This is a genomic window from Jiella flava (genome assembly GCF_017349315.1).
GTDB lineage: Bacteria > Pseudomonadota > Alphaproteobacteria > Rhizobiales > Rhizobiaceae > Jiella > Jiella flava.
In genome coordinates this window covers 127272-150567 of record NZ_JAFMPP010000004.1, presented here as the reverse complement: position 1 = coordinate 150567, position 23296 = coordinate 127272, and the positions used below count along the sequence as shown (strand labels likewise).

The window sequence follows — 23296 nt, the reverse complement described above, 5'->3', positions numbered from 1 at the left end:
GTGACGATCCTCCTCGAAGACAACCTCTCATGGCGCGATGTGGCGGCCGTCGCCGAAGGGGCGAACCTTGCACTGTCTGCAGGTGCCTGGGACCGGATCGACAGAGCGAGTGCCATTGTCACCGCGATCGTGGAACAGGGGGTGCGGGCCTATGGCGTCAACACCGGGGTCGGGGCGTTAAGCGACACGGTGGTGAACCGCGACAGCCAAGGCCGGCTGTCACGCAAAATCGTGCTCAGCCACGCCTGCGGCGTTGGGCCATGGCTTGGACGCGCCGAAGTCCGCGCCATCATGACGGCGCAAATCGCCAATTTTGCCCATGGTTATTCCGGCGTTCGTGACGTGATCGTGAAAAATCTGCTGGCTCTGTTGTCAAAGGATTGCATTCCCTGCGTCCCGTTGCAGGGATCCGCCGGCTATCTGACGCACAATGCGCATGTATCGCTCGTGCTGATCGGCGAGGGCCGCGCCCATCTTGGCGACGCCGAATTATCCGGCCGCGATGCCCTCTCACGCATCGGGCTGTCCCCGCTTGTTCTCCAGGCCAAGGAAGGGCTGAGCCTCGTCAACGGAACGGCCTGCTCGACGGGATTGACGAGCCTCGCGCTCGCGCGCGCCGATCGGATGTTCGACTGGGCGGATGCGATCGCGGCTTTGACGATGGAGGCAGCGGGTTGTCAGTCGGACGCCTTCAGCGAAGCGGTGCTGGCCCTGCGAAAATCCGAACGGCTCGAAACGGCGGGCGCATCGCTGCGCGGGCGCATGGCGGGAAGCGGACTGATCGCCAAGGCTCGGGGCAGACGCACACAGGACGCCTTGAGCCTGCGGGCTGTTCCGCATGTCCACGGCGCGGCGCGGGATATGTTCGATTTTGTGGCGGCCACCGTCGATGACGAACTCGCGTCGGTCACGGACAACCCCGCGGTTGGCGGAACGCCCGATGCGCCACGCGTCTGGTCCGAGGCGCACGCGGTGACACCGGCGCTTGGCCAAGCGCTCGATGCTCTGGCGATCGCGCTCGCCCAGATCGGCATGATGAGCGAAAGACGGATCGACCGGCTCGTCAATCCGCTGGTCAGCGGGCTGCCGGCCTTTCTCGCCAGCGATGCCGGAGAAAATTCCGGTTTCATGATCGCGCAATACACCGCAACGGCACTCTGCAGCGAGAACCGCCGGCTCGCCGCGCCGGCGTCCACCGATGGCGGGGTGACGTCGGCGTTGCAAGAAGATTTTCTGGCGCATCCGACGGCCGCGGCCAATAAATTGAACGCCATCATCGCCAACCTGGAATACATCCTCGCCATTGAATTGATGGCCGCCGCACAGGCCCATGATATCGTGGCGCCACAAGCGCCCCGTGCCGCAGGCACGCAGGCGGTTTATCAAAGCGTTCGGACCTGTGTCGGACCCTATTTCGACGATCGCCCTCTCGGCAACGACATCGAAGCTCTCCGGACCCTGATCAGAAAGAGCGATCCGCCGGTCGCCTGACCGCTGGGCATCGGCCCGAAAATCGGTTCCGATTTTCGGCAAAGCACGATGCGTCGATTCAAAGGGTCAGCGCGACCTTTCTGCGACCGATCGGACGCAGGGCGCTTGTCATTCCAGCGCTCGCTCGCCCCGTCACCCCGCGCTCCGATCTTTCGCCGCCACCAAACTCTCGCGGCCGATCTCCTTCAACGAGCGCGCGCCGGTCAAGGTCATGGCGACCCGCATTTCGCTGGCGATGAGGTCGAGGAGATGGGCGACGCCGGTTTCACCGGCTGCCGCCAAGGCATAGATGTAAGCGCGGCCGAGGAGAACCGCGTCGGCACCCAGCGCCAGCATCCGAACGACGTCAAGGCCGGAGCGGATACCGGAATCGGCGAGCACCGTCAGCTCGCCCTTCACCGCGTCGGCGATGCCGGGCAGCGCCCGAGCGCTCGAGAGCACGCCGTCGAGCTGGCGCCCGCCATGGTTGGAGACGACGATGCCGTCGGCGCCGAAGCGCACCGCGTCGCGGGCGTCGTCCGGATCGAGAATGCCTTTCAGGATCATCGTGCCCTTCCAGGAGTCGCGAATCCATTCGAGATCGCGCCAGCCGATGGATGGATCGAAATTGTTGCCCAGCCAGCCGATATAATCTTCGAGCGCAATCGGCTTGCCGAGATAGGCCGAGACATTGCCGAGATCGTGCGGCCGGCCGCGCAGGCCGACATCATAGGCCCAGCGCGGATGAGTCATGGCCTGCAGCATTCGGCGGCTGGCGGCATAGGGCCCGGACATGCCCGAATGGGCATCGCGATAGCGCGCGCCCGGCACCGGCATGTCGACGGTGAAGACCAGCGTGCGCACGCCGGCCGCAAAGGCGCGATCAAGCGCGTTCTTCATGAAACCGCGGTCTTTGAGCACATAGAGCTGAAACCAGATCGGCCGGTCGATTTTCGGCTGCACCTCCTCGATCGGGCAGACCGACACCGAGGACAGGGTGAAGGGGACGCCCCGCGCCGCCGCCGCCCGTGCCGCCTGCACTTCGCCGCGGCGCGCAAACATGCCGGCGAGCCCCACCGGCGCGAGCGCCACCGGCAGCTGCAAGGCTTCGCCGAACAGGGTCATCGACAGGTCGATCGAGCCGACGGCCTTCAGCACCCGCTGGCGCAGCGCCAGATCCTGCAGATCGCTGCCATTGCGGCGCAGCGTCTCTTCGGCATAGGCGCCGCCGTCGACATAATGGAACAGGAAAGGCGGAAGGCGCCGGCGGGCCGCTTCGCGGTAGTCGGTCGTCGAGGCGATGATCATGATCGGGTGTCTTTCTCGGCTTCAATATGGCGGTGGGCATTGACGGCGCGTTGGTGGCGGGCCGCGTCCTGCTCGATCTGATCGAGCCGAGCGGCGACGAAGCAGAGGTGATCGGTGGCGGCCGCGCGAGCCGCCTGCGGCCGGCATGCGGCGATCGCGTCAAGGATGCGGCGGTGCTGGTCATCGAGCGCGGCCAGCACATCCGGCAACCGGTAAAGCCGCGCCAGAATGCCGGAAATGCTGGTCTCCAAAAGACCTTCGAGGCCGGTCATCACCTGAGTCAGGACGGCGTTGTGCGCGGCGCGGGTGATCGCCATGTGAAACGCCGCGTCGCGCTTGGCAAGCTCCAAGGGCACACCGTCGGTGCGCCGCGCCGGCGGGGCCGCTAAAAGCGCCTCGGCAAGCGCGTCATAGGCCAGGACAATCCGCGCCCGGTCCGCCGGATCGGCACGCTCGGCCGCCAGAGCCGCAATATCGCCCTCCAGCGAGGTCCGAATCTCTAGGACGTCGCGCCAATAGCCGGCCTCGCTCTCCGCGAGCGGTGCGATCGAGAGCAGCGCGGCCCGCACAGGCTCGCCCGCCTCCGGCGTCGTGAGATAGGTCCCTCCGCCCCGCTGGCTGACCAGCAGCCCGCGGCTTGTCAGCTGCTTGATCGCTTCGCGCACCGTCGATCGCGAAGCGCCGAGTTCGGCCGCGAGCTGCCGCTCGGCCGGCAGGCGGTCGCCGGGAGCAAGCCGTCTTGCCGCGATCAACGTTTCGATCCGCTCCGCCAGACGACTCATCGCCGATCCGCCAGTCCAGGACAGCCGCGCTGAATTCGATCCCGCACTATCAATTTGGCCTGACCAATTTATAAATCGGGCGCGTAATACCGTCCATTTCTGCATAATATCTCCCGACTTCTCGGAATTCAAGCCAAAATGGTCTGACCAAACCCCGGTGGCATCTCGGATCGAAAGCCGCTATGGCCGAGCAGGCAGCGGGAGGTGAGCAGCGACGCCCGGAGACAGGATCGGACCCATGGCGAAAATCGACAGTGGCGGTTCGGTCCGCATCCCGCGCCGCAGGCGGCGCTTCGTCGCGTTGCGGCGCGCTGCCCGCCGGCTGGAATTGCGCTCGGTCGGCCTGATCCCGGAACATTTCAACCCGATGGAGGGCTACCGCGCCGCGGTCGCCGTGGCGGTGCCGCTGGCGGTGGCCGCGGCCACCGCCCGGGCGGATTTTGGCTGGGCCGTCTTTGCCGCCTTCTGGACCTGCCTGTGCGACGGCCCCGGGCCCGACCGCCTGCACCGCCGGGTGCTGGCGATCTTCGTCGCCGGCGGCGCGCTGATCGCCCTTGCCGGATCCTGGCTCGCCTCGCTGTCACCGGCCGCCGGCATGGCGGTCGGGCCGCTGCTGGTGTTTCTGGCGATCCTCGGCGGCGCAAAAATCCGCCATTCCGGTCTGCTCGGCACACTGCTCGCGGTGGTCGGTGTCGTCGCGGTTGGCTTTCCCCACCCCTTCGAAATGGCCCTCATCCAGGCCGGCGCCTTTCTCGGTGGCGCCGCCTGGGCCTATCTCCTGATCAACTGGCTCTGGCCGATTGATCCGCTGCTGCCGCTCAGCCGGGCGAGCGATGCGGTGATCGTTCGGCTCTGGGACATGGCCGACAGCCTCGTGACCCTCGGCGCCAAGCCGCATCGCGATCAACGCTGGCACAGCGAATATGCCGAACACCGCCGCGCCGTGCGCCTCTCGATCGAGCGGCTGCGGGTCGGGCTGGAGCGCTACCAATCAGAGAGCGGATCGGTCGCGCCGTTTCAGCGGGCGCTTGCCGCCGCCGAAACGCTGTTCGGCGCGCTGATCGCCCTCGATCAGGCCTTTATCGATCGCGAGGGCCTGGCCCGCGAGCGGCTGGCGCTGGCCCGCAGCTACAGCCGCGCCTTGCTGACCTGGCGCCTTGCCAGACGGGGCCGAACACTGGACATGGCAGCGATCCACTCGTCGCTGGCCCGCGCCAACCGGCTTCGTGGACACGTGACCGGAGCGGTCTTCATCGGCTGCGCCCGGGCGCTCGAAACCGCGCTGAGCACCCTCGCCGCACCGGCCGGGACTGCCAGCGCCAGCAGCGACGCCGGATTTGACGCCGGGCTTGCCCCATCGCCGCAAAGGCCCTCGGCAGCAGCGCTGCGCCAAGCTCTGCGCCAATCCCTCGGCCTCATCGCCGTCTATGGCGCCGCGCTCGCCCTGAAGCTCGGCTATCCCTATTGGGCCGCGATGGCGGTGGTCGTCGTTCTGCAAGGCGGGGCGCGGGTCACCTGGGCGCGCTGCCTGGAGCGCATTCTCGGCAGCCTGCTCGGCGGCGGCATCGCGCTCATCGTGCTGCATGCCGTCGGCGCACCGACGTTTTTATGGGCCCTGGCGGTGATGCTCGGGGCGGCGGCGATCGCGCTGCGCTCGGTCAACTACACGATCTTCGTCGTGTTCTTGACCATGCTGTTCGTCATCGTCACCGAAATGCTGGAACCTGGGGGCGGCATCGCCTCGGCGCGCATGCTGGACAACGTCATCGGCAGCCTCGCCGCCCTCCTCGCGGTCTTTCTGCTGTGGCCGGATTTTGGCGCCTCGCTGAACGAGCGCATCCGGGACGGGATCGCCGCCAATCGCCGCTATTTCGACGCCGTCGAAGCCGCCCGGCCGATCGCCGAGATCGAAGCGGCCAAGCGCCAGGCGGGCCTCGCCAGCGTCGAGGCCGAAGTCGCCCTCCACGACCTCGGCGGCATCCTCCATCGCCTGCGTCCGCCCGAACCTGGCCCCGCCACGCTGAAAGAGCTGCGCCACATCGCCGGACAAGCCGCGATCGCCTGGCATCGCCGGCTCGGGATCGACACCTCGGCCGCTACCTCGGGCCCCTAACATCGCGCCCCTGACATCGGGCCGAGGATCACCAGGATCGAACGCCCCTCCGCCTCCGCCGCCCGTCGGTGACAGTGCCGTTCTCCGTGAAAAAATGATCCTCGAACGATTTGGAGGCTGCCAAGGCGAGCAAGCGGCGCGTGATGCCGAGCATCGCCGCGCGCGTCATCCGGCGAAAAAGCGAAGAAGCGCTTCGAGCGTTTCGCCCGGGGCTTCTTCGACGATGAAATGGCCGGCATCGACGGCGTGGCCGTCCACCTGTGTGCACCAGCGCCGCCAGACGGCCAGCGGGCTTGCTCCGTCGCCGGGAATGCCGGCCGTTCCCCACAACGCCAGCGTCGGCACCGCGATTTTTCGCCCGGCCTCCCGGTCTTCGCGGTCGAGGCGCCAGTCGATCGTTGCGCCGGCGCGATAATCGTTGCAAGCGCCGTGGACATGCTCTGGCTGGGCGAAAGCGGCCGCATATTCGGCCATCGCCGACGGGCTGAAGGCATCAAGCGATTGCGCCTTGGTCCAGCTCGCCATGGTGTGCCGCAGATAAAACACCGGGTCGGCCGCGATCAGCGTCTCGGGCAACGGATGCGGCTGAGCGAGAAAGGGCCAGTGATAGGTCTTGATCGCCGCCTTGGCGCCCATCGCCTCCCACACTTCGGCAACCGGCAGGATGTCGAGGACGGCAAGCCGGGTCAAAAGATCGGGATTGTCGAGCGCCATGCGATAGGCGACCCGCCCGCCGCGATCGTGGCCCGCGACGGCAAATTGCCGGTGGCCGAGCGCCGCCATCACCGCCACCATGTCGCGCGCCATCTGGCGCTTGGAATAGGCGTGGTTCTCAGCATCATTGTCCGGCACCGACGAGCGGCCATAGCCGCGAAGATCCGGTATGACCAGCGAGAATCGCTTGGCCAGACGGTCCGCGATCGGCGCCCACATTGCGCCGGTCTCGGGATAGCCGTGCAGCAGAAGCAGAGGCGAACCCTCACCGCCCAGCCGGCAGAAGATGTCGGCGCCGTCGCCGGACACCACCTGCTCGGCAAATCCCTTCAACATCGCTGCTGCTCCCGATCGTCGTTCACCGTCACGATGAGACAATGAGATACCCGCCGCCGAAGCCGCGACAAGATTGCGGGGCTGATCCCCTCATGCCGCAAAGCCATGGGGATAGCCGCCCAACCGGCTTGCGGACCCTCTCGGCGGCAGCCTAAGCGAAGGGCTGCCCCCTTGAAGCAAGAAACGCTGCGCCCGATGCTCTTCTCCCTCGCCACCTGGAACATCAACTCCGTGCGTCTCAGGATCGGCCTCGTCGAGCGCCTCTTAAAGGCGCATCAGCCTGACGTCCTGTGCCTGCAGGAGACCAAATGTCCAAACGATCAGTTTCCGGAAAAGGCGTTTCGGGAGATGGGCTACGAGCACATCGCGATCCACGGTCAGAAGGGCTATCACGGCGTCGCGACGATCTCCAAACGCCCGCTCGACGACGTGGTGCGGCAAGATTTCTGCGAGGTCGGCGACGCGCGGCATCTGTCGACGCGGATTACCGTCGGTGACACAGCGATCCGCATCCACAATCTCTATGTCCCGGCCGGGGGCGACGAGCCCGACCCCGCGATCAATCCGAAATTTCGCCACAAGCTCGACTTCATCGAGGAGCTGCGCCGCACCGATGCCAATGGCGAACCGGGCGTCTCGGCGCTACTCTGCGGCGATCTCAACATCGCGCCGCTCGAAACCGATGTGTGGTCGCATAAGCAGCTTTTGAAAATCGTCTCGCACACACCGGTCGAATGCGAGGGCTTGCTGGCCGCCCAGAACGACGGCCGCTGGACCGATCTGATGCGCGTACATTTTCCCGCGGACGAGGTTTTGTTCACCTGGTGGAGCTATCGCGCCAAGGACTGGGCAATCTCCAATCGCGGCCGCCGGCTCGATCACATCTGGGGCTCGGCCGATCTCGCGCCGGCGCTCCAGGACGTCGAAATCCTGACCGAGGCGCGCGGCTGGGAAAAGCCGTCCGACCATGTGCCGGTGATCGCGCGCTTCGATCTTTGAGAGCAACCGCCGCCGACAGCATCGGCCCGAAAATCGGAATCGATGTTCGGGCCGATGCTGTCGATTCAAAGGGTGAGAGCGCCCACAGCTTAAGCTGCGGGCTTGTCTACGCAAACCGGCCCTCGATCCGCTGGATCTCGGCAAGCATCGTCTCGAGCTCGGTGAGTATCCGCTGGTGGAGCACCGCTGCAAGGTCGGGATATTCCTCCAACATCCGCCGGAACAGCGGCCGCGAAATCCGGATCAGCGCGCAATCACTCTCCGCCCGGGCACTGGCCGGCCGGGTGGTCTCGGCGATCAGGCAGAGTTCGCCGAGCAGCGCGCCCGCTCCATGGCGCGACAGCTCTCTGGCGTCCTCGCCGCGGCCATGGATCATCGCCACCGCGCCGCTCACGATGACGAAGCCGGCATCGGCGCGGGCATTTTCCCGAAACACGAATTCGCCCGCATGCAGGCGCCGATGCTCCGCTCCGAAGGCGAGGAGCCGCAGCTGATCGGTTTCGAGATCGTCGAAGAGCCGGACCTTCCGCAGGATCGCAATGTCGCTCTCAAGGCTCATCGTGGCGGAGGACCGTTCTTCTCATGCACCGAAAGGTGCAGCTTTCCATGACGCGGCGGATTTTTCCGCCCGCATTAACCATCCATCCGGTTTGCAAGCGGCCAAAGTCCAGCCGTGGCGGCGATCGACCGGCACGGTCATCGTGAACGGGATTGGTAGATGATTGGTGAACGTTCGGGCAAGTCTTTCCGTGGCAAAGGAAGAACAACCCACAGATGATTTATCATTCACGATGCAACGAGGATTGGCTGGTGCTGGGCCACACCTCCCTCATGTCGCGCGCGAGACGCGACGCGATCCGGCGGCAGGCGCAAACCGATCGACTCGATGCAGAGCTGATGCCTTAAGGCATCAGCTTGTAACCGCCGGATTCAGTGACGAGTAGCCGCGCATTGGACGGATCGGGCTCGATCTTCTGACGCAGGCGATAGACATGGGTTTCAAGCGTATGGGTGGTGACGCCCGAATTGTAGCCCCAGACCTCTTCCAAGAGCACGTCGCGGGTGATCACCTTGCGATCGGCCCGGTAGAGATAGCGGATGATCGCCGTCTCCTTTTCCGTCAGCCGGATCTTGCTGCCCCTCTCGTCGATCAGAATCTTCTGACTCGGCTTAAAGACGTAAGGGCCGACCTGGAACGTCGCATCCTCGCTTTGCTCGTGCTGACGCAACTGGGCCCGAATCCGGGCAAGCAGCACCGCGAAGCGGAATGGCTTGGTGACATAGTCGTTCGCCCCGGCTTCGAGGCCGAGGATCGTGTCGGAATCGGTGTCCTGGGCGGTCAAGATAATGATCGGCGCCTTGAACCCGCCCTTGCGCAACACCTTCACGGCCTCGCGGCCATCCATGTCGGGCAGGCCGACATCCATGACGACAAGGTCGATCAGACCGCCGCGGGCGGTGGCGATCCCCCTAGACGCGGCGTTCTCCTGCAGGACGTTGAATTCCTCGTGCAGGGAAAGCTGCTCCGCGAGCGTCTCTCTCAGGTCATCGTCATCATCGACGATCAATAGGCTTCTAGCACTCATCCCTAACCGCTGTTCGGCTGACATCAAGATTGCCGACCGCCCATCTCGGAACGGCAGCATGTTCAATGTAACATAGAGATTTCAACGACAGGACAACACTGTTGCAAGAACGCAATCCGACAAAGCCGGGCGCCGGGACGATCCGCCACCTCATCGTCCGCCGCAAACCGGGCGAGACTTGTCGCGGCATTCTGGCCGCCGGCCCCTTCCGCATCCCCTGCGCGCTCGGGCGTTCCGGCACGACGATCGGCAAGCGCGAGGGCGACGGCGCGACCCCGGTGGCGACCATGGCGCTGGTCGAACTGTGGCATCGCGGCGGCCGCATGGCGCGACCCAAAAGCCGGCTGGCGATTCGTCGCATACGGCCCGGTGTCGACGGCTGGTGCGACGCGCCCGATCATCCAGCCTACAATCGGCCGGTCCGGCTGCCCTTCGCCGCCAGCGCCGAGACGTTGGCCCGCGAGGACCGGCTCTACGACGTCGTCATCGTGCTCGACTACAACTACCGACGCCGAGCCCGTGGCCTTGGCAGCGCGATCTTCTTTCACGTTGCCGAGCCCGGCCATCCGCCAACCGCCGGATGTATCGCGATTGCGCCGGCCGATATGCGGAAACTCGCGCCATTTCTATCCGGGCGCACCACGATCACCGTCAAACGCTAGGGCAGTCTGAACTCTGAAATCGGCGAACGAGCCCGCTCCTTTGCGCCTTAATGACAATAATAACTTATCTTTATCTTGATCAGATCCATAACTTCCGTTGCGATCTATGCAACCTGCACCGGGGCCAAGGAGTTGCGAGTGTTCAGCCCCTTCAATTCGCGCCGGCCCGCTCCGGGCCGAACGCGGCATACGAGACAATACCATGAAGCGCAGCGAAGTGACCGACAAACCCGCCATCGATCCTTATGACGATCCGACCGGCGGCTGGGGCTCGGTCAAGTCGCTGGTGGAAAAGTCTGCGCAAGAGGGCCTGCTCGCCTCCACCGTCTGGACGACGCTTGGTCATCAGAACAAGGCCGACGGTTACCAGTGCGCCTCCTGCTCCTGGGCAAAACCCGCCGCTCCCTCGCCCTTCGAATATTGCGAGAACGGCGCCAAGGCGACGATGTGGGAAATCACGCCGAAGCGCTGCGACCGCGCCTTCTTCGCCAAGCATCGGGTGTCCGAACTGCTTGAATGGACCGACCACGAGCTGGAGAAGCAGGGTCGGCTCACCACGCCGATGACATACGACGCCAGTCTCGATCAATACGTCCCGATCACGTGGGACGACGCGTTCCGAGACATCGGCGCCAAGCTCAATGCCCTCGATCCGAAATCGGTTGTCTTCTACGTCTCCGGCCGCGCGGCGCTCGAGGCCTCGCATATGTGGCAGCTCTTTGCCCGAATCTACGGCTCGAACAATCTGCCGGACTCCTCAAACATGTGCCACGAGTCGACCTCGGTCGGCCTGCCGGAATCGATCGGCTCGCCGGTCGGCACCGTCACGCTCGACGACCTCGACGTCTGCGACATGATGTTCTTCTTCGGCCACAATACCGGCACCAACGCCCCGCGCCTGCTCAATGCGGTGCAGGCGGCGCGTAAGCGCGGCGCGCCGGTGATCACCTTCAACCCGCTGCGCGAGCGCGGGCTGATGCGCTTCAAAAGCCCGCAGAACCCGATCGAAATGCTCTCCCCCAGCGAGGGGACGAAGATGTCGAGCGACTATTACCAGGTGCGCGTCGGCGGCGACATCGCCGCCATGACCGGCATCGCCAAGGCGCTCTTCGCCCTTGATGACGCCGCCCGCGTCAATGGCGGCGCTCGGGTGCTCGACACCGCCTTCATCGCCGAGCATTGCCACGGCTTCGAAAGCTTCGAGGCCTTCGTGCGCGATGCCGAATGGGAAGAGATCGCGCGCTGCTCGGGCGTGCCCCGCGACGAACTTGAACATGTCGCGCGGGTGTATTCCAAGGCCGAGCGGGTGATCGCCAATTACGGCATGGGCCTCACCCAGCATCGCCACGGCATCGAAAACGTGCAGATGCTGTGCAACCTCCTGCTGATGCGCGGCATGATGGGCAAAGCAGGTGCCGGCATCTCGCCGATCCGCGGTCATTCCAACGTGCAAGGTCAGCGCACCGTCGGCATCACCGAGAAGCTGGACCTGATCCCGCACGCAAAATTCGAGGAATTTTACGGCTTCACCGTGCCGAAGGAGAAGGGTCTCGACACGGTCGAGGCCTGCGAAGGGATCCTCGACGGCAGCGTGAAGGGTTTCGTCTGTCTCGGCGGCAATTTTTCGCGCGCCGTGCCGGAGACGGAACGCATCGAGGCGGGCTGGCGCAAGATGCAGCTTAGCGTCCAGATCTCGACCAAGCTCAATCGCAACCACCTCTTGGCCTGCGAGAACACCTACATCCTGCCCTGTCTCGGACGGCTGGAGCGGGACATGCAGAACGGTGTCGCCCAGACGGTCTCGGTCGAAGATTCCACCGCCTGCATCCACGCCTCGATCGGCCGGAGCGAGCCGGCCTCACCCGAACTCCTGTCGGAGGCCAAGATCGTCGCCGAACTTGCCAAAGCGGCGGTCGCCGGCCGCTCGACGGTGCCCTGGGACGAATGGGTGGCTGATTACGGCCAGGTGCGCGCTGCGATCGAGCGCGCCTATCCGGCCGACTTCAAAGATTTCAATCGGCGGCTCGGCACGCCCGGCGGCTTTCATCGCGACATCGGCGCCTGCCGGCGGGAATGGCGCACAAAAAACGGCAAGGCGAACTTCTTGACGCCGGAAAGCTTCGACGTCGACCCGGATATCGACACGACCGCCAGAGACGTCCTGAAGTTGATCACCGTGCGCTCGAACGATCAGTTCAACACCACCGTCTACGGCTATGACGACCGGCTGCGCGGCGTCAAAGGCACCCGCATGGTCATTTTGATGAACGCCAACGACATTCGCCGGCTGGGCCTCACCGATACCGATCATGTCGATCTGGAGACCCATGCGGGCGACGGCGTCACACGGCGGGTCGAGAACTATAGGGTGCATGCGTGGCCGCTGCCCGAGGGCAATTGCGCCGGCTATTTTCCGGAGCTGAACGCTCTGATCCCGCTGTGGCACCACTCGCGCCGCGCCCATGTTCCGGCGGCCAAGTCCGTTCCGGTGCGCATCCTCAAGCGCCGGGCGGCCTAACGCGCGTCTCCGCGCGCATCGACAGACCGGGCCGGAACCCACCCTCGCGGGCGCCAAGACGTGCGCCGTAAAAAGCGCTCGGCGGACCGCGTCTCAGCGCCGGCCCATTTTCAACACCCGCGAGATGATGAACACCGGCACGACGATCGCCGCGCCCAGCAGGAAATAATACACCGCCTTTTCGACCGAGCCGAACAGCGAGTGCCACGCCCACTGGATGGTGCGCACCACCCATTGGATGATGTCGTGCGGGTTCCAGTGCAACCAGGACAGGATGAAGCCGACAAGGATCGAGATCAGGATCAGCCGGACGGCGACGCCGATCGGCGAGCCTCCCAAAAAGCGATGAATACTGTCGGACATGAAGGGTTCGATCCTCTCCGATTGACGTCCCGTTTCGCATCGCAGTTAGGCGGTCGAAGCGAGCCGTGCAAGTTCGAAGGTCGGAACGCCCCTCCCCGCCTCAATCGTCGAGCATGGCCTGCAGGGTCTCGATCCGATCGGCCTCGGACGCCGGTTTGTCCCAGCGCAGCCGCGAGACGCGGGGAAAGCGCATGGCGACGCCCGATTTGTGGCGATTGGACCGGGCGAGCCCCTCGAACGCCACCTCGATCACCAGGCCATGGTCCGGCTCGGCCCGCACCGAGCGCACGGGGCCGAAGCGTTCGATGGTGTTGTCGCGGACATATTTGTCGAGCGTCTTCAGCTCCTCGTCGGTGAAGCCGAAATAGGCCTTGCCGACCGGGACGAGTTCGAGATCGTCGAACGCGCCCGCCCAAACGCCGAAGGTGTAGTCCGAATAGTAGCTCGACCGTTTGCCATGGCCGCGCTGGGCATACATCAGCACCGCATCGATCAGATGCGGGTCCTTCTTCCACTTGAACCACGGGCCCTTTGGCCGGCCGGGGACGTAAGCGGAGTCCCACCGCTTCAGCATCACCCCCTCGATCACCGGATGCGGAGGCGCGCCGCGCCGCGCAGCCAGCGCATCGAAATTGGCAAAGTCGACCAGCGGGGAGAGATCGAAGCGCGTCGGCTCGAGCTTCGCGACGAAGGCCGCAAGCCGCTTGCGACGCTCGCCGAAGGGCAGCGCCCGAATATCGTCTCCAGCGTCGATCAAGAGGTCGTAGCAGCGCAGAAAGACCGGGTAGCGTTTCAGCATTGCCGCTGAGACGGTCTTGCGGTTCAGCCGCTGCTGCAGATCGGAAAAGCTGCCCGCAACGATATCGTCCGGCCGCTCGTTGCGGCCGACAATTTTCGGCGCACCGCCCTTGTCGTCACTGACGGCGACGAGCAGTTCGCCGTCGAGGGTGCCGTCGAACTGCATGAAATCGACAAGATCCGGGAAGGCCCGCGAAATGTCGTCGCCGGTGCGCGAATAGAGCCGGCGCGTGCCGCTCTCGGCGCTCGCCTGCACCCGGATGCCGTCCCATTTCCACTCGGCGGCATAGGCGTCGGGGACGATCAGGCCGTAATCCGGCGCTTCCAACGGCTGCGACAGCATCACCGGGCGAAACGGCGCACGGGCGGCTGAGACCGGCTTGTCGCCTCGGCCCTCCAACCAACAGAACAGGCTCTCATAGGGGGGCTGAAGACCGTGCCACAGCTCTTCGATCTCGGCGACGTCGTGACCGCCGAAATCGGCCAGGGCCTGCTTGGCAAGGCGCGACGACACGCCCATGCGCAAGCCGCCGGTGACGAGCTTCAACAGCGCGAAGCGACCCGACGAATCCAGCCGATCGAGCCAGGTCTCGATCAGGGCGACACCGTCCTGCCGCGACGCCGCGTTCAGCTTGGCGACGATATCCTCCAGGCTGGGGGCGTCGGCCGCGCCGCTCTCACCAGTTTCCGCCGACGGCCAGACCAGCGCGATCGTCTCGGCGAGATCACCCACATAATCGTAGGAATAGCCAAACAGCACCGGATCCATGCGCGTCGTGACGAGCTCGCGCAGCATCGCCGGCTTGACGCTTTGGATGTCGAGATCGCCGGTGATCGCCGCCAGCGCCAGGCCGCGCTCGGGATCGGGCACGGCGGCAAAGTGATCGACGAGCAGGCGCAGCTTGCCATTGCGCGAGGGCTGCAGCACGAGGGCGTCGAGGAGATCGGCAAAGGCTTTCATCGCCTGGGACACATGCATCGCGCGGCCAAGCCTTCAAGCCGGCGCGCCGATGTGCCCCAGACCGATCGGCAAACGTCGTCTCAGCGCAAGACCGAGGCCGGTCCGTCAACCTCCGCCAGCGGCCGAGCGCCGCGAACGCCCCGCAGCTGCAATTGATGCTTGGCGGTAAAAGCCGCATCGGGATGCATGCCGGGCTCGCGGATCAACCAGTCGAGATAGTCGTCCGGCACGTCGGCGATCGGCCGCCCCTTGTGGCGGCCGAAACGCAGCTTGGCGAGCAGCGCCGGCTCGTTCGAGACCCGCTCGGCGCGCGCCAAAAAGTCAGCGAGGTCGTGACAGCGCGGCATCAGCACCGCCGCGATCTGACGCAGCAGCACGGCGGTGCAGACGGCGTCGTAGAGCGCGCGATGCGGATTGAGCCCCGCCAGCATCGGCTCGACGGGCGAAAGGTCGAGCGGCACGTATTTGACGAGGCTCTGCAGCCCATGCGCTCTGACATTCGGAAAAGCCCGGAGCGCAAGCTTGTGGGTGCAGAGCCAGCGACCGGCAAAGCACAGGCGCGAGCGGTCGAACGCGGCGCGCTGGGCGGCGTAGGTCGACGCGGTGCGGAACGGCTTGGCGGCGTCGGTCAAGGACGGCGCCCCCTCAAGCATCGCGTCGGTGATGTGATGCACGCCGCGCGCCCCCGCGGTGATCGCGACACCGGCCGGATCGCAAAAGCTCTGCATCGGATTGCCGATCGCACCGGTCAGCAGGTCGAGATCGACCGAACCGATCTCGATCACCGCGTCCTCTTCAAGCCGCTGGCCGGCGGTTTCGGTGTCGATCACCCGGACGATAGGGGGCGTTTGCTCGGGAAACAGCGAGGGCGTCGAGTCGCTTGGGGCAAAAAGGTCGATCATCACCCTGAAAGATCGCACCTGCCACGGCCAAAACAAGAGGACCCGGCAACCGATGCCACGCCATTGCGGATCTGTCGCGGGGCTGGCCTCCCACGACGGGCGCGGCAGGCGCGGCGGATTTACCCTTGAACACGCGGCCGTTTGCCGGTATCAGGGCCGCGGTCTTGGCCAAATTTGCGCCGGGGTCGTGGCATGCCCCAATAGCTCAGTTGGTAGAGCAACGCATTCGTAATGCGTAGGTCGCTGGTTCGAGTCCGGCTTGGGGCACCATTTTTCCAACGTTTTCGACCGCCCGATCAACGGTCAGCCCGCTGAATGGCTGAACGTTCGCTTGAATGCGTCGCGCGTCACTGCGGCAGGCCGTACCGTCAGCCCTTGATGCAGACGCGGTTGCGGCCGAGGTGCTTGGCTTCGTAAAGGGCCAGATCGGCGAGAGCGAGCGTGCTGTTGGCAGTGCTGCCGAGGCCGTTTTGCGCTATGCCGGCGCTGAAGGTCACGCAGAATTCTTCCTCGTTCCCCATCAGTGCGATCCCGCTAAATCGCTCACGGACGCGGTTCATCACCACCGCCGCGCCGGTCGAGTCGGTATCGAGCAGGATGATCCCGAATTCCTCGCCGCCGTAACGCGAGACCACATCGGTGCGGCGCAGACCGCCGGTCAAGGTCTGGGAGAGCGTCTGGATCACCTTGTCGCCGACCTGGTGACCATGGCGATCGTTGATCCCCTTGAACTTGTCGATATCGAGGATGCAGACGCTCAAGGGCGAACCGGTACGGCTGGACCGCTCGATCTCGAGCGCCAGGCGCTCCTTGAAGCGGGCGTGGTTCAACAGCCCGGTCAGGCTGTCAGACTCCATGATCTGCTTCAGCGCGATGGCGCGCTCTGCCCGCATCTGGACGATGGTCGTCAGCCGATCGAGATTGATCGGCTTGCTGATGAAGTCGTCGCCGCCGATATTGCGCGCCAATTGCTGGCGGCTTTCATTGCGCTCAGCCGATAAAAACAGGATGGGCGTCGAGAGATTGGACCGCGATTGGCGCAGGACGCGGGCCAGCTCCAGCCCGTTGACGTTCGGCATCTCGATGTCGAGCAGGATGAGGTCTGGCCGGATCATCGCGATCGAATCGAACGCTTCCATCGGATCGTTGATGATGGTGACGGACATCCCCGAGGCTTCGAGAACCGCGGCATAAAGTTCCGACAAGACGACGTCGTCGTCGATGATGACGATCGAGGGAATCGGCTTGCGGGTTTCGTCAAAACTGTTCAGCCACGATCCGAGTTCGGTGATGTCGAGTGGATCGGGGATCAGTGCGGTGACGCCGGCGCGGGTTGCATTCAGGCGGTTTCGAAACCGGTCGTCTTCGCTGACGCAGACCACCGGACAGCTCGCGGAGAGCACGCTACAGCGCAGAAACTCCGGGTCGATCCGCTGCGAGACGATCACGGCTAAGGCGGCATCGGCCTCGAATTTCTCGCGGCCATCGAACGGTTGCAGACCGAGATCACGCACGCTGCGCATCAAGCGTGCCATGTCTTCGTCTCCGGCCACGACCGCGACACGCTTGCCATCGGTCTTCTCGGCCCCAGCTGCATCAAGAGCATGCATCTCACTCGAAGACGTCGGGGCCGAAAGTCTTTCGGCGGCTGAAGGATAGATCATCGCATGCATTCCCAGTCCGATCGAACCAACGACGACCGCGTGAGCCTGATCACCGAAATTGAGTCTTGGAGACCAGGCAGGTGTTGGTTCGTGAGGTCAGAGCGTTCGGGGGTGCATCCATTCCCCCCAATAACGCTTTCGTCAGTTTGTGGTGGAGTGTTCCCCCGCTAGTTCCCCGCCGATGGCGTCGGCAAGCCGGCCAATCGTCGGAGCAAGATCGCGGCCGCCGGCGCGGATCAGATCTTCGAGCGCCGCCGCCGCGCTGCTGATCTTCGGAAAACCGAAGGTCCCAGCTCGCCCAGCCAGTGAATGGCCGATGCGGCAGATCTCATCTCGATCAGCGGCTGATGCCTCACCGCTGACGCTAGCATCAAACACCTGCCGGATCCGCTCCATGTCACTCACGGCACTGGCGCGGAATTTGTCAGTCAGAACCAACAACCGCGCTGTCATCAGATCCGCCTTCGACTGATTCGTCGTCATTACTTCAAACAAGCTCCACACCGATTTCATTGCCGATCTGCCACCGCAGTTCGGCATTTCGTCGTTCTCCCGTTCCAATAATCTCGAGAACGAATTTTTCCGGCGGCGCGAAATAGGCGTCGAAACGCAGGCGCGCACCGTTGGGGGACAGGTTGCGCACCACGCAATCGACGAGATAACCGCGCTCCGGCACCATCACCTTGGCGCGCTTGAGAACCCGTTGGCGACGCTCGCCCCGGCGCTCGGCGGCCAGATCGGCATCGGCTGCCTGCGGTTCGCTCGCCGCCGCTCCCGCGGCCATAGCCGGCGCGGCGGGCGGTGCAACCGATACGTTCAGCTGAACCCCATCTTCCGACGCGGCCGGCGGCGCAACACTGACCGGTTTGATCGAATCCGCGGCGGCTTCGACCGGACGCTCGCTCTTTCGCGCCAATGCGCAAACCGCCCCCTCGCGCTGAGCCTCCTCGATCGCCTCGCGACAGGCAAAGACGATTTCGTCCGGCGTTTCGGCAACTTGCGGATAAAGCGCCGCGCCAACGATCGTGCGCGGATGAATGGTGCTGCGCCCGATCTTGACCGGGCTTGCGAGAATTTCGGCGAGCTGCCGACCATCGGCCTCGACCTCGCTCTGGCTGCGCGCGTCCTTTAGAAGCAGGATCATCGTATTGGTGTCGTAACGTCCAGCGACATCGGTGCCGCGCAGCGACTGTTTGATCCGACCCGCCAGCGTATGCATGACGGTGTTGGCCATCGCGTGGCCGACCAGCCGGACGATCTCAGGCAGATTGGACAATTCGACCAGCGCCACCGCGAACTCGGCGCCCCCCCGCGCCGACGTCAACTCGTCGAGGCTGCGGGAAATATACCGGGTGCTGTGCAGACCGGTTTCTTCATCGATCTCCAGCATCCGCTTCAGCTCCAGGACCTGCTCGCTCTGAGCCCGTTCCTCCCGGCGGCGGGCGATTGCCTCGCGAATCGAAGTGACCAATTCCTGGATGTTGAGATTGCGCTTGGAGCAGTAGTCGGCAAAGCCGCTGCGAAAGGCTTTTACGGCGGTCCGCTCGCTGCCCCCGCCGGTGATCAGAATAATGGGTGGGGGATTGGCATGGAACGATCGCAGCCGCTCCGAGACCGCAATGCCGTTGTTCAAACCGAGATCATAGTCGAGCAGAACGCAGTCCACGTCTCCATTCGCCACCGCATCGGTCAACTCAGTATCCGTCGAGCATTCGACGACGTCGAACTGAGCCACCTGCCAAAGACGCGCCGCCAGAAATTTCAGGAAAAGCGCATCATCGTCCAACACCGCGACTTTGCAAACCGGCCGATCTGCCACCAAGACCCCCTTGAGATTCAACGGTTTCATATGACATTGAAACCGTTAAGTCATCGTAACCGACGGAAATTTCGATGATATTGCGGAGTTATATATTCCAAATCATCTTGTCAATTAGGATGATTTTTACGTATTAGCATGAATAAACCCCTTGATGAGGGGCTTTGCAGGCACGCGGATGCGGGAGAAACGGCGATCGCCTCGACGGCGGGTTCGCTTTCGCCAAGCGATCTTGGCAACGTCGTCGCGAGAATACATTGACGGTGGCGCCTTCGTCGACATGTCGACGTCGGGTGCCCGGATTCGCCGGATGTCAGCGGGCGAGCTACCACGCATCGTCGCCATCGTCGACGTCTCGGCGCAGTGCTACCGACTGGCCAAGATCGTCTGGCAAGCCGGTGGCGAGGTCGGGGTCAATTTCAGCAGCACGGATTTCGAGATTTCACCGGCCGAGATGAGCGCCTTGCTTGCCGCCGACCGGCGCCCGAAGACGGGCAAGGCCGCGCCAAAAAGTCCGGCCGAACGCCGCCGCTGGGCACGCAAACGCGTGCGCCTGCGCCCCGTGGTGCTCGCCACGATCGATCGGCGCTTCCTGACAGACGGTCAGATGATCGACGCCTCGGACGGTGGAGCGCGGCTGCGCTGCATCAACCCAGAGCGCATCCCGAAGACGATCATCCTGTTCGACATCGCCGAACAGGTCGCCCGGCGCGCCGAAGTCGTCTGGACAGGGCGGGCCGAAATCGGCGTCAACTATGTCGGCGCCGCCTATAGCGAAGATCCCGCCGGTTTGAAGAGCAAAGGCCGCACGATCGGCTGACGAGAAGCCGATGCGGCGGGAGCGAAGGCGTGGCGCCGTCTGCCACCCGCCCCGTCGGCATCCTGACCGATCGGAGCGGCTTGTGGTCAGATCACGACGGAATTGTCTTCATCAGATCGATCACCTGATCGGAAAGCGACAGCGGCTCGAACGGCTTGCCGATCACCCCGATCGCGCCGATCGACGTGAAATATTCGATTTCCTGGCGCTGTGTGCGGGCGGTGATGAAGATGACCGGCGTCTTCGCCGTCTCCGCCTGCTCGCGCAACCGCACCAAGGTTTCCGGCCCGTCCATGCCCGGCATCATCACATCGAGCAAAATCACATCGGGGCGCCATTGGGGAGCGAAGGCCAAAGCGTCCACACCGGACGAGCAGATCTCGACTGTAAACTCAGCGCTTAGTTCCAGCGCCAACTTCGCGATCTCACGAATGTCCGCCTCATCATCGACATAAAGAACTTTTGTCATCATGCATCCCTGATCCACATTGCCTATGCCGGCTCTCCCGGCTGATATTATTGAAATGAGAAGATATAGAAATATAGAGGCGATTTTTCGCCAATTAAGACTAAAGATATTGATATTCAGTCACATTCGACTTGATTTACCGAAGATATTTCGGAAAAGAATTTTATCAAACCAAAACGAGTCTAAGTCGGACCAGCCAGCCGATTTGGAAGGCGGTGGCGAACGAAACAACCGGCCCTCGTCGTCTCGCGATACACGCGACCGTCACCTATGCTTGGGCCGTCTGAAGCTGACCATCACAGCGCGCAGCGATCCAAACAGGTCATCCCGCCAGGATCCCGTGGTGGTAGCACCAGCGATCGGCCGCAACAAGGATCATTGCATCAGTGCAGACATGAACGAGGTGCCGGAAGCGGGCATGCCTTTCGTTTCAGCAAAAACACGCGTGCAACCGTCGCCTCACCCCGTCTTCTTGCGCAAGATCACCTCGTCGAGCAATCCCTCGGCGCCGGACTGTCCTTATTCACATCGAGCTGCCTTTAGCGCCCTGCGTCCTATCGGACGCAGAAAGGTCGCTCTCACCTTTTGAATCGACGCATCGCGCTTTGCCGAAAATCGATTCCGATTGTCTCGCCGATGCTGGAGGGGATCGAATTGGCCGTTTGAACCCAGCTAAGGCCGTCCGACAAATCCAATGTCAAATTCGAAAATCCAATAGGATCATAGATTTGACTAGTGGTCTTTTCGATTCCGACATTTGCTGAACGGTCTCCACAACACGGGACCAATTGTCGGGATCGGAGCGCTAGCGTTTAGCCAGACCATCGCACAGCGGGACCGCGGCAGAAAAACCCGTCTGATGTCATCGCCGCGACAGCATTCTGCTTCGCCAGCTCGGCGGCTTCAAGATGGTGCTTTGCGGCCCCTGGACGTCCAACGCTTTTTCCACCAGCGCAGGAATGTCCGACAGCGGGATCTGCGACTTCCGCCCGATCGTGATCGGCCGTTTGAAGTTTGCCGGGTCGAGCGGGCAGTCAGACAGGATCAGGAGCGGCGTGCGAACCGGAACATGCTCGATGATTTCGAGTCCCGATCCATCGGGGAGCCAGACATCGAGGATCACGAGGTCGAACACCGATTTGGACAGAACACTACGGGCCTCGTCGAGTGCCCCGACAGAGGTCAGATCGTAATTGGCTGACAACACTTCCGCGACGCCGTCTCGGGCGTTCTCGTCATCTTCGATATGCAGCAGCCGCAAGCGCGGGGTCGCCTTGGCCTCGTCTCCGACAGTGATCGCCGCTCCACCCAACCCCGACGCTGGGACCAGGTCAACGAAGAAGGTCGTCCCCGGACGGTCGTCGTGGCACTCAAACCCGATCTGACCACCCATGTTCTCGGTGATCGACTTGGCGATGTTGAGGCCGAGGCCCGTTCCGCCGATTGACCGGTTATCGGCCATGTTGGAGCGTTCGAACTTCTGGAAGATCCGTTTGCGGAACTCCTCGGAAATGCCGGGCCCCTCGTCGCTGACCGCGATGCGCAGAAACCGGCGCTGCGCGGTAATGCGGATGGTAATCGTCGAATTCTCCGGCGAAAACTTCATCGCGTTCGACAAAAGGTTCAAACAGACCTGCTGCAGACGCTGGGCGTCGACCATCGCGTTCGCCCCCGGAACTTCGTCCTCGATGATCGTCTGGATAGCCTTTTCGTGCATATAGGAGGCGTTGCCCTCGACAACCTGTTCGATCAGCGGCCGAAGTTCGGTGGGCGCGATGGTGAACTCCATCTTGCCCGATTCGACTTTCTCCATGTCAAGGATGTCATTGACGAGGAAGATCAAACGCTCGCTGTTGTTGTGGGCGATTTTGATCAAGCTCTGGGTCTTTTCCGGCAGATCATGGACCATGCCGCCGACCAGCAGTCCGAGCGCACCGCGGATCGAGGTCAAGGGCGTGCGCAGTTCATGGCTCACCAGCGAGATGAACTCGCTCTTCGACTTCGCCATGCGAATTTCGTCGGTGACGTCGCGATTGTGGGTGATGATGCCTAAAAGTTCGCCCCAACGCCCATAGACCGGAGCCTTTAGCGTCGACAGCCAGCGCTGGCCGCCGTCCGGATTGATGAATTCCTGCAAAAACCGCGCTGGCTTCTGGTCGCGGATCACCGCGAGTTCTTCCTCGCGATAGCGCATCGCCGCGGCAAGCGGATAAAAGTCGGTGTCGGATCGGGTGATGAGGTCGTGCTCGGAACTCGCGCCCATCAGCTGTGCCGTTGCAGGATTGGCCGCAACGAAGCGGCCTTCAGCATCCTTGAAGTTGAGGCAGTCCGGGAGATGCTTGACCATCGATCGGAAGATCACATTCTCATGCATCACCTTCCGCCGCCTTTCCGAGCGCTTGAGCAATAAGCCCATTAACAGCGTGGCGATGAACTTGGTCAATGCGAGTGGCGGCCCCAATTCGCGCATGAGGTGCATCGCCAAATCGGATGGCAGCACCAGAAAACTGAGATTCGACGCCGCCGTCGCAAAAATCGCAAAAAAGACGAGTTCACGAAAGTTCAGATCCCGGTTGGCGCACCACCAGCGCATCACGAGACCGGCCGCCGCGGCGGAGACAATCCCCGTTAAGCCACCAACGACGCCTACACCGCCGAGATAAATTCGATAACCACCGCTCATCAGGCTGCTGATGAGCGCTGTCGGCACACCGCCGAACAGAGCACTGATTGCAACCAAAGGCGTCCTGAGGTCGGCTTTGATGCCAGTCTGAAACGACGGCATCATTCCCATAGAGATGAGGGCCGCAGCCCCCATCATCAGACCAAAGACAATCGATCGCGACAGTTCGGTGTGTCGGTCAATGTAGTCTTCGAGCAAATCCCAAACGACGATGGCGACCGACACCAACGCAAGATTTGCAATCAACGGCTGCAAGACCGCGAGCATAACCAACCTCTTAATCACCCTTTCGGCCTGAATAGATCTCACGTGTTAATACAAGCTATACT

At 63.3% G+C, this 23296-nt stretch carries 19 protein-coding genes and 1 tRNA gene; 7 read left to right on the top strand and 13 right to left on the bottom strand.

Annotated elements, in window-relative coordinates; translation table 11 throughout:
- Complete coding sequence (locus J1C48_RS06785; RefSeq protein ID WP_207257033.1) at nucleotides 1-1491, top strand: aromatic amino acid lyase; 1491 nt, start codon at nucleotides 1-3, stop codon at nucleotides 1489-1491.
- A 132-nt stretch (nucleotides 1492-1623) separates the two neighbouring features.
- On the opposite strand, the gene lldD is transcribed toward J1C48_RS06785, so the two are convergent.
- Nucleotides 1624-2778, bottom strand: a complete 1155-nt coding sequence (gene lldD, locus J1C48_RS06780; RefSeq protein ID WP_207257032.1) for an FMN-dependent L-lactate dehydrogenase LldD — start codon at nucleotides 2776-2778, stop codon at nucleotides 1624-1626.
- A complete protein-coding gene (locus J1C48_RS06775) occupies nucleotides 2775-3560 on the bottom strand; it encodes an FCD domain-containing protein (RefSeq protein WP_207257031.1) in 786 nt (261 codons plus the stop codon). Before J1C48_RS06775 ends, lldD begins: the two co-directional genes overlap by 4 nt.
- A 238-nt stretch (nucleotides 3561-3798) precedes the next feature.
- Here J1C48_RS06775 and J1C48_RS06770 point away from each other — a divergent pair, with 238 nt between their 5' ends.
- A complete protein-coding gene (locus tag J1C48_RS06770) occupies nucleotides 3799-5673 on the top strand; it encodes an FUSC family protein (RefSeq protein WP_207257030.1) in 1875 nt (624 codons plus the stop codon).
- A 165-nt stretch (nucleotides 5674-5838) separates the two neighbouring features.
- Here the strand turns inward: J1C48_RS06770 and J1C48_RS06765 are convergent, their stop codons facing one another.
- Nucleotides 5839-6723, bottom strand: a complete 885-nt coding sequence (locus tag J1C48_RS06765) for an alpha/beta fold hydrolase (protein WP_207257029.1) — start codon at nucleotides 6721-6723, stop codon at nucleotides 5839-5841.
- A gap of 195 nt (nucleotides 6724-6918) precedes the next feature.
- Here J1C48_RS06765 and J1C48_RS06760 point away from each other — a divergent pair, with 195 nt between their 5' ends.
- Nucleotides 6919-7722 (top strand): exodeoxyribonuclease III, encoded by an 804-nt coding sequence (locus J1C48_RS06760; RefSeq protein ID WP_207257165.1) that lies wholly within the window; start codon nucleotides 6919-6921, stop codon nucleotides 7720-7722.
- 106 nt (nucleotides 7723-7828) lie between these two features.
- Here J1C48_RS06760 and J1C48_RS06755 read toward each other — a convergent pair whose 3' ends face one another.
- Nucleotides 7829-8281 carry a cyclic nucleotide-binding domain-containing protein gene (locus J1C48_RS06755; protein ID WP_207257028.1) on the bottom strand — a complete coding sequence of 151 codons (453 nt, stop codon included), beginning with the start codon at nucleotides 8279-8281 and terminating at the stop codon, nucleotides 7829-7831.
- A 343-nt stretch (nucleotides 8282-8624) separates the two neighbouring features.
- Entirely contained in the window at nucleotides 8625-9308 is a 684-nt protein-coding gene (locus tag J1C48_RS06750) for a response regulator transcription factor (protein ID WP_207257027.1), read from the bottom strand.
- Between the two features lie 101 nt (nucleotides 9309-9409).
- Here J1C48_RS06750 and J1C48_RS06745 point away from each other — a divergent pair, with 101 nt between their 5' ends.
- Both J1C48_RS06745 and J1C48_RS06740 read left to right on the top strand, forming a co-directional pair.
- On the top strand, nucleotides 9410-9970 hold the full coding sequence (locus tag J1C48_RS06745; protein WP_210345339.1) for a L,D-transpeptidase family protein: 561 nt from the start codon (nucleotides 9410-9412) through the stop codon (nucleotides 9968-9970).
- 202 nt (nucleotides 9971-10172) lie between these two features.
- Entirely contained in the window at nucleotides 10173-12488 is a 2316-nt protein-coding gene (locus J1C48_RS06740) for an FdhF/YdeP family oxidoreductase (protein WP_207257026.1), read from the top strand.
- A 93-nt stretch (nucleotides 12489-12581) separates the two neighbouring features.
- On the opposite strand, the gene J1C48_RS06735 is transcribed toward J1C48_RS06740, so the two are convergent.
- The 3 genes from J1C48_RS06735 to J1C48_RS06725 all read right to left on the bottom strand — a co-directional run bounded on the left by J1C48_RS06735 (nucleotide 12582) and on the right by J1C48_RS06725 (nucleotide 15512).
- Nucleotides 12582-12851 (bottom strand): DUF6460 domain-containing protein, encoded by a 270-nt coding sequence (locus J1C48_RS06735; protein ID WP_207257025.1) that lies wholly within the window; start codon nucleotides 12849-12851, stop codon nucleotides 12582-12584.
- Nucleotides 12852-12951: 100 nt separating this feature from the next.
- Nucleotides 12952-14610, bottom strand: coding sequence for a cisplatin damage response ATP-dependent DNA ligase (locus J1C48_RS06730; protein ID WP_207257163.1), 1659 nt, complete (start codon nucleotides 14608-14610; stop codon nucleotides 12952-12954).
- A gap of 80 nt (nucleotides 14611-14690) precedes the next feature.
- Nucleotides 14691-15512: an exonuclease domain-containing protein gene (locus J1C48_RS06725; protein WP_207257024.1), complete on the bottom strand. Its 822-nt coding sequence runs from the start codon at nucleotides 15510-15512 to the stop codon at nucleotides 14691-14693.
- A 194-nt stretch (nucleotides 15513-15706) separates the two neighbouring features.
- On the opposite strand from J1C48_RS06725, the gene J1C48_RS06720 reads away from it, so the two are divergent.
- Nucleotides 15707-15782, top strand: a tRNA-Thr gene (locus J1C48_RS06720).
- Nucleotides 15783-15880: 98 nt separating this feature from the next.
- Here the strand turns inward: J1C48_RS06720 and J1C48_RS06715 are convergent.
- The 3 genes from J1C48_RS06715 to J1C48_RS06705 all read right to left on the bottom strand — a co-directional run bounded on the left by J1C48_RS06715 (nucleotide 15881) and on the right by J1C48_RS06705 (nucleotide 19025).
- Nucleotides 15881-17047 (bottom strand): GGDEF domain-containing response regulator, encoded by a 1167-nt coding sequence (locus J1C48_RS06715; RefSeq protein WP_207257023.1) that lies wholly within the window; start codon nucleotides 17045-17047, stop codon nucleotides 15881-15883.
- Nucleotides 17048-17317: 270 nt separating this feature from the next.
- A complete protein-coding gene (locus J1C48_RS06710; protein ID WP_207257022.1) occupies nucleotides 17318-17689 on the bottom strand; it encodes an Hpt domain-containing protein in 372 nt (123 codons plus the stop codon).
- Nucleotides 17664-19025: a GGDEF domain-containing response regulator gene (locus J1C48_RS06705; RefSeq protein ID WP_207257021.1), complete on the bottom strand. Its 1362-nt coding sequence runs from the start codon at nucleotides 19023-19025 to the stop codon at nucleotides 17664-17666. Before J1C48_RS06705 ends, J1C48_RS06710 begins: the two co-directional genes overlap by 26 nt.
- A gap of 280 nt (nucleotides 19026-19305) precedes the next feature.
- Here J1C48_RS06705 and J1C48_RS06700 point away from each other — a divergent pair, with 280 nt between their 5' ends.
- The gene (locus J1C48_RS06700; RefSeq protein WP_207257020.1) at nucleotides 19306-19815 is read left to right on the top strand and encodes a hypothetical protein; all 510 of its coding nucleotides are present in this window, start codon (nucleotides 19306-19308) and stop codon (nucleotides 19813-19815) included.
- Nucleotides 19816-19906: 91 nt separating this feature from the next.
- On the opposite strand, the gene J1C48_RS06695 is transcribed toward J1C48_RS06700, so the two are convergent.
- Both J1C48_RS06695 and J1C48_RS06690 read right to left on the bottom strand, forming a co-directional pair.
- Nucleotides 19907-20284: a response regulator gene (locus tag J1C48_RS06695; protein ID WP_343217686.1), complete on the bottom strand. Its 378-nt coding sequence runs from the start codon at nucleotides 20282-20284 to the stop codon at nucleotides 19907-19909.
- An 862-nt stretch (nucleotides 20285-21146) separates the two neighbouring features.
- Complete coding sequence (locus J1C48_RS06690; RefSeq protein ID WP_207257018.1) at nucleotides 21147-23234, bottom strand: ATP-binding protein; 2088 nt, start codon at nucleotides 23232-23234, stop codon at nucleotides 21147-21149.
- Nucleotides 23235-23296: the final 62 nt, after the last annotated feature.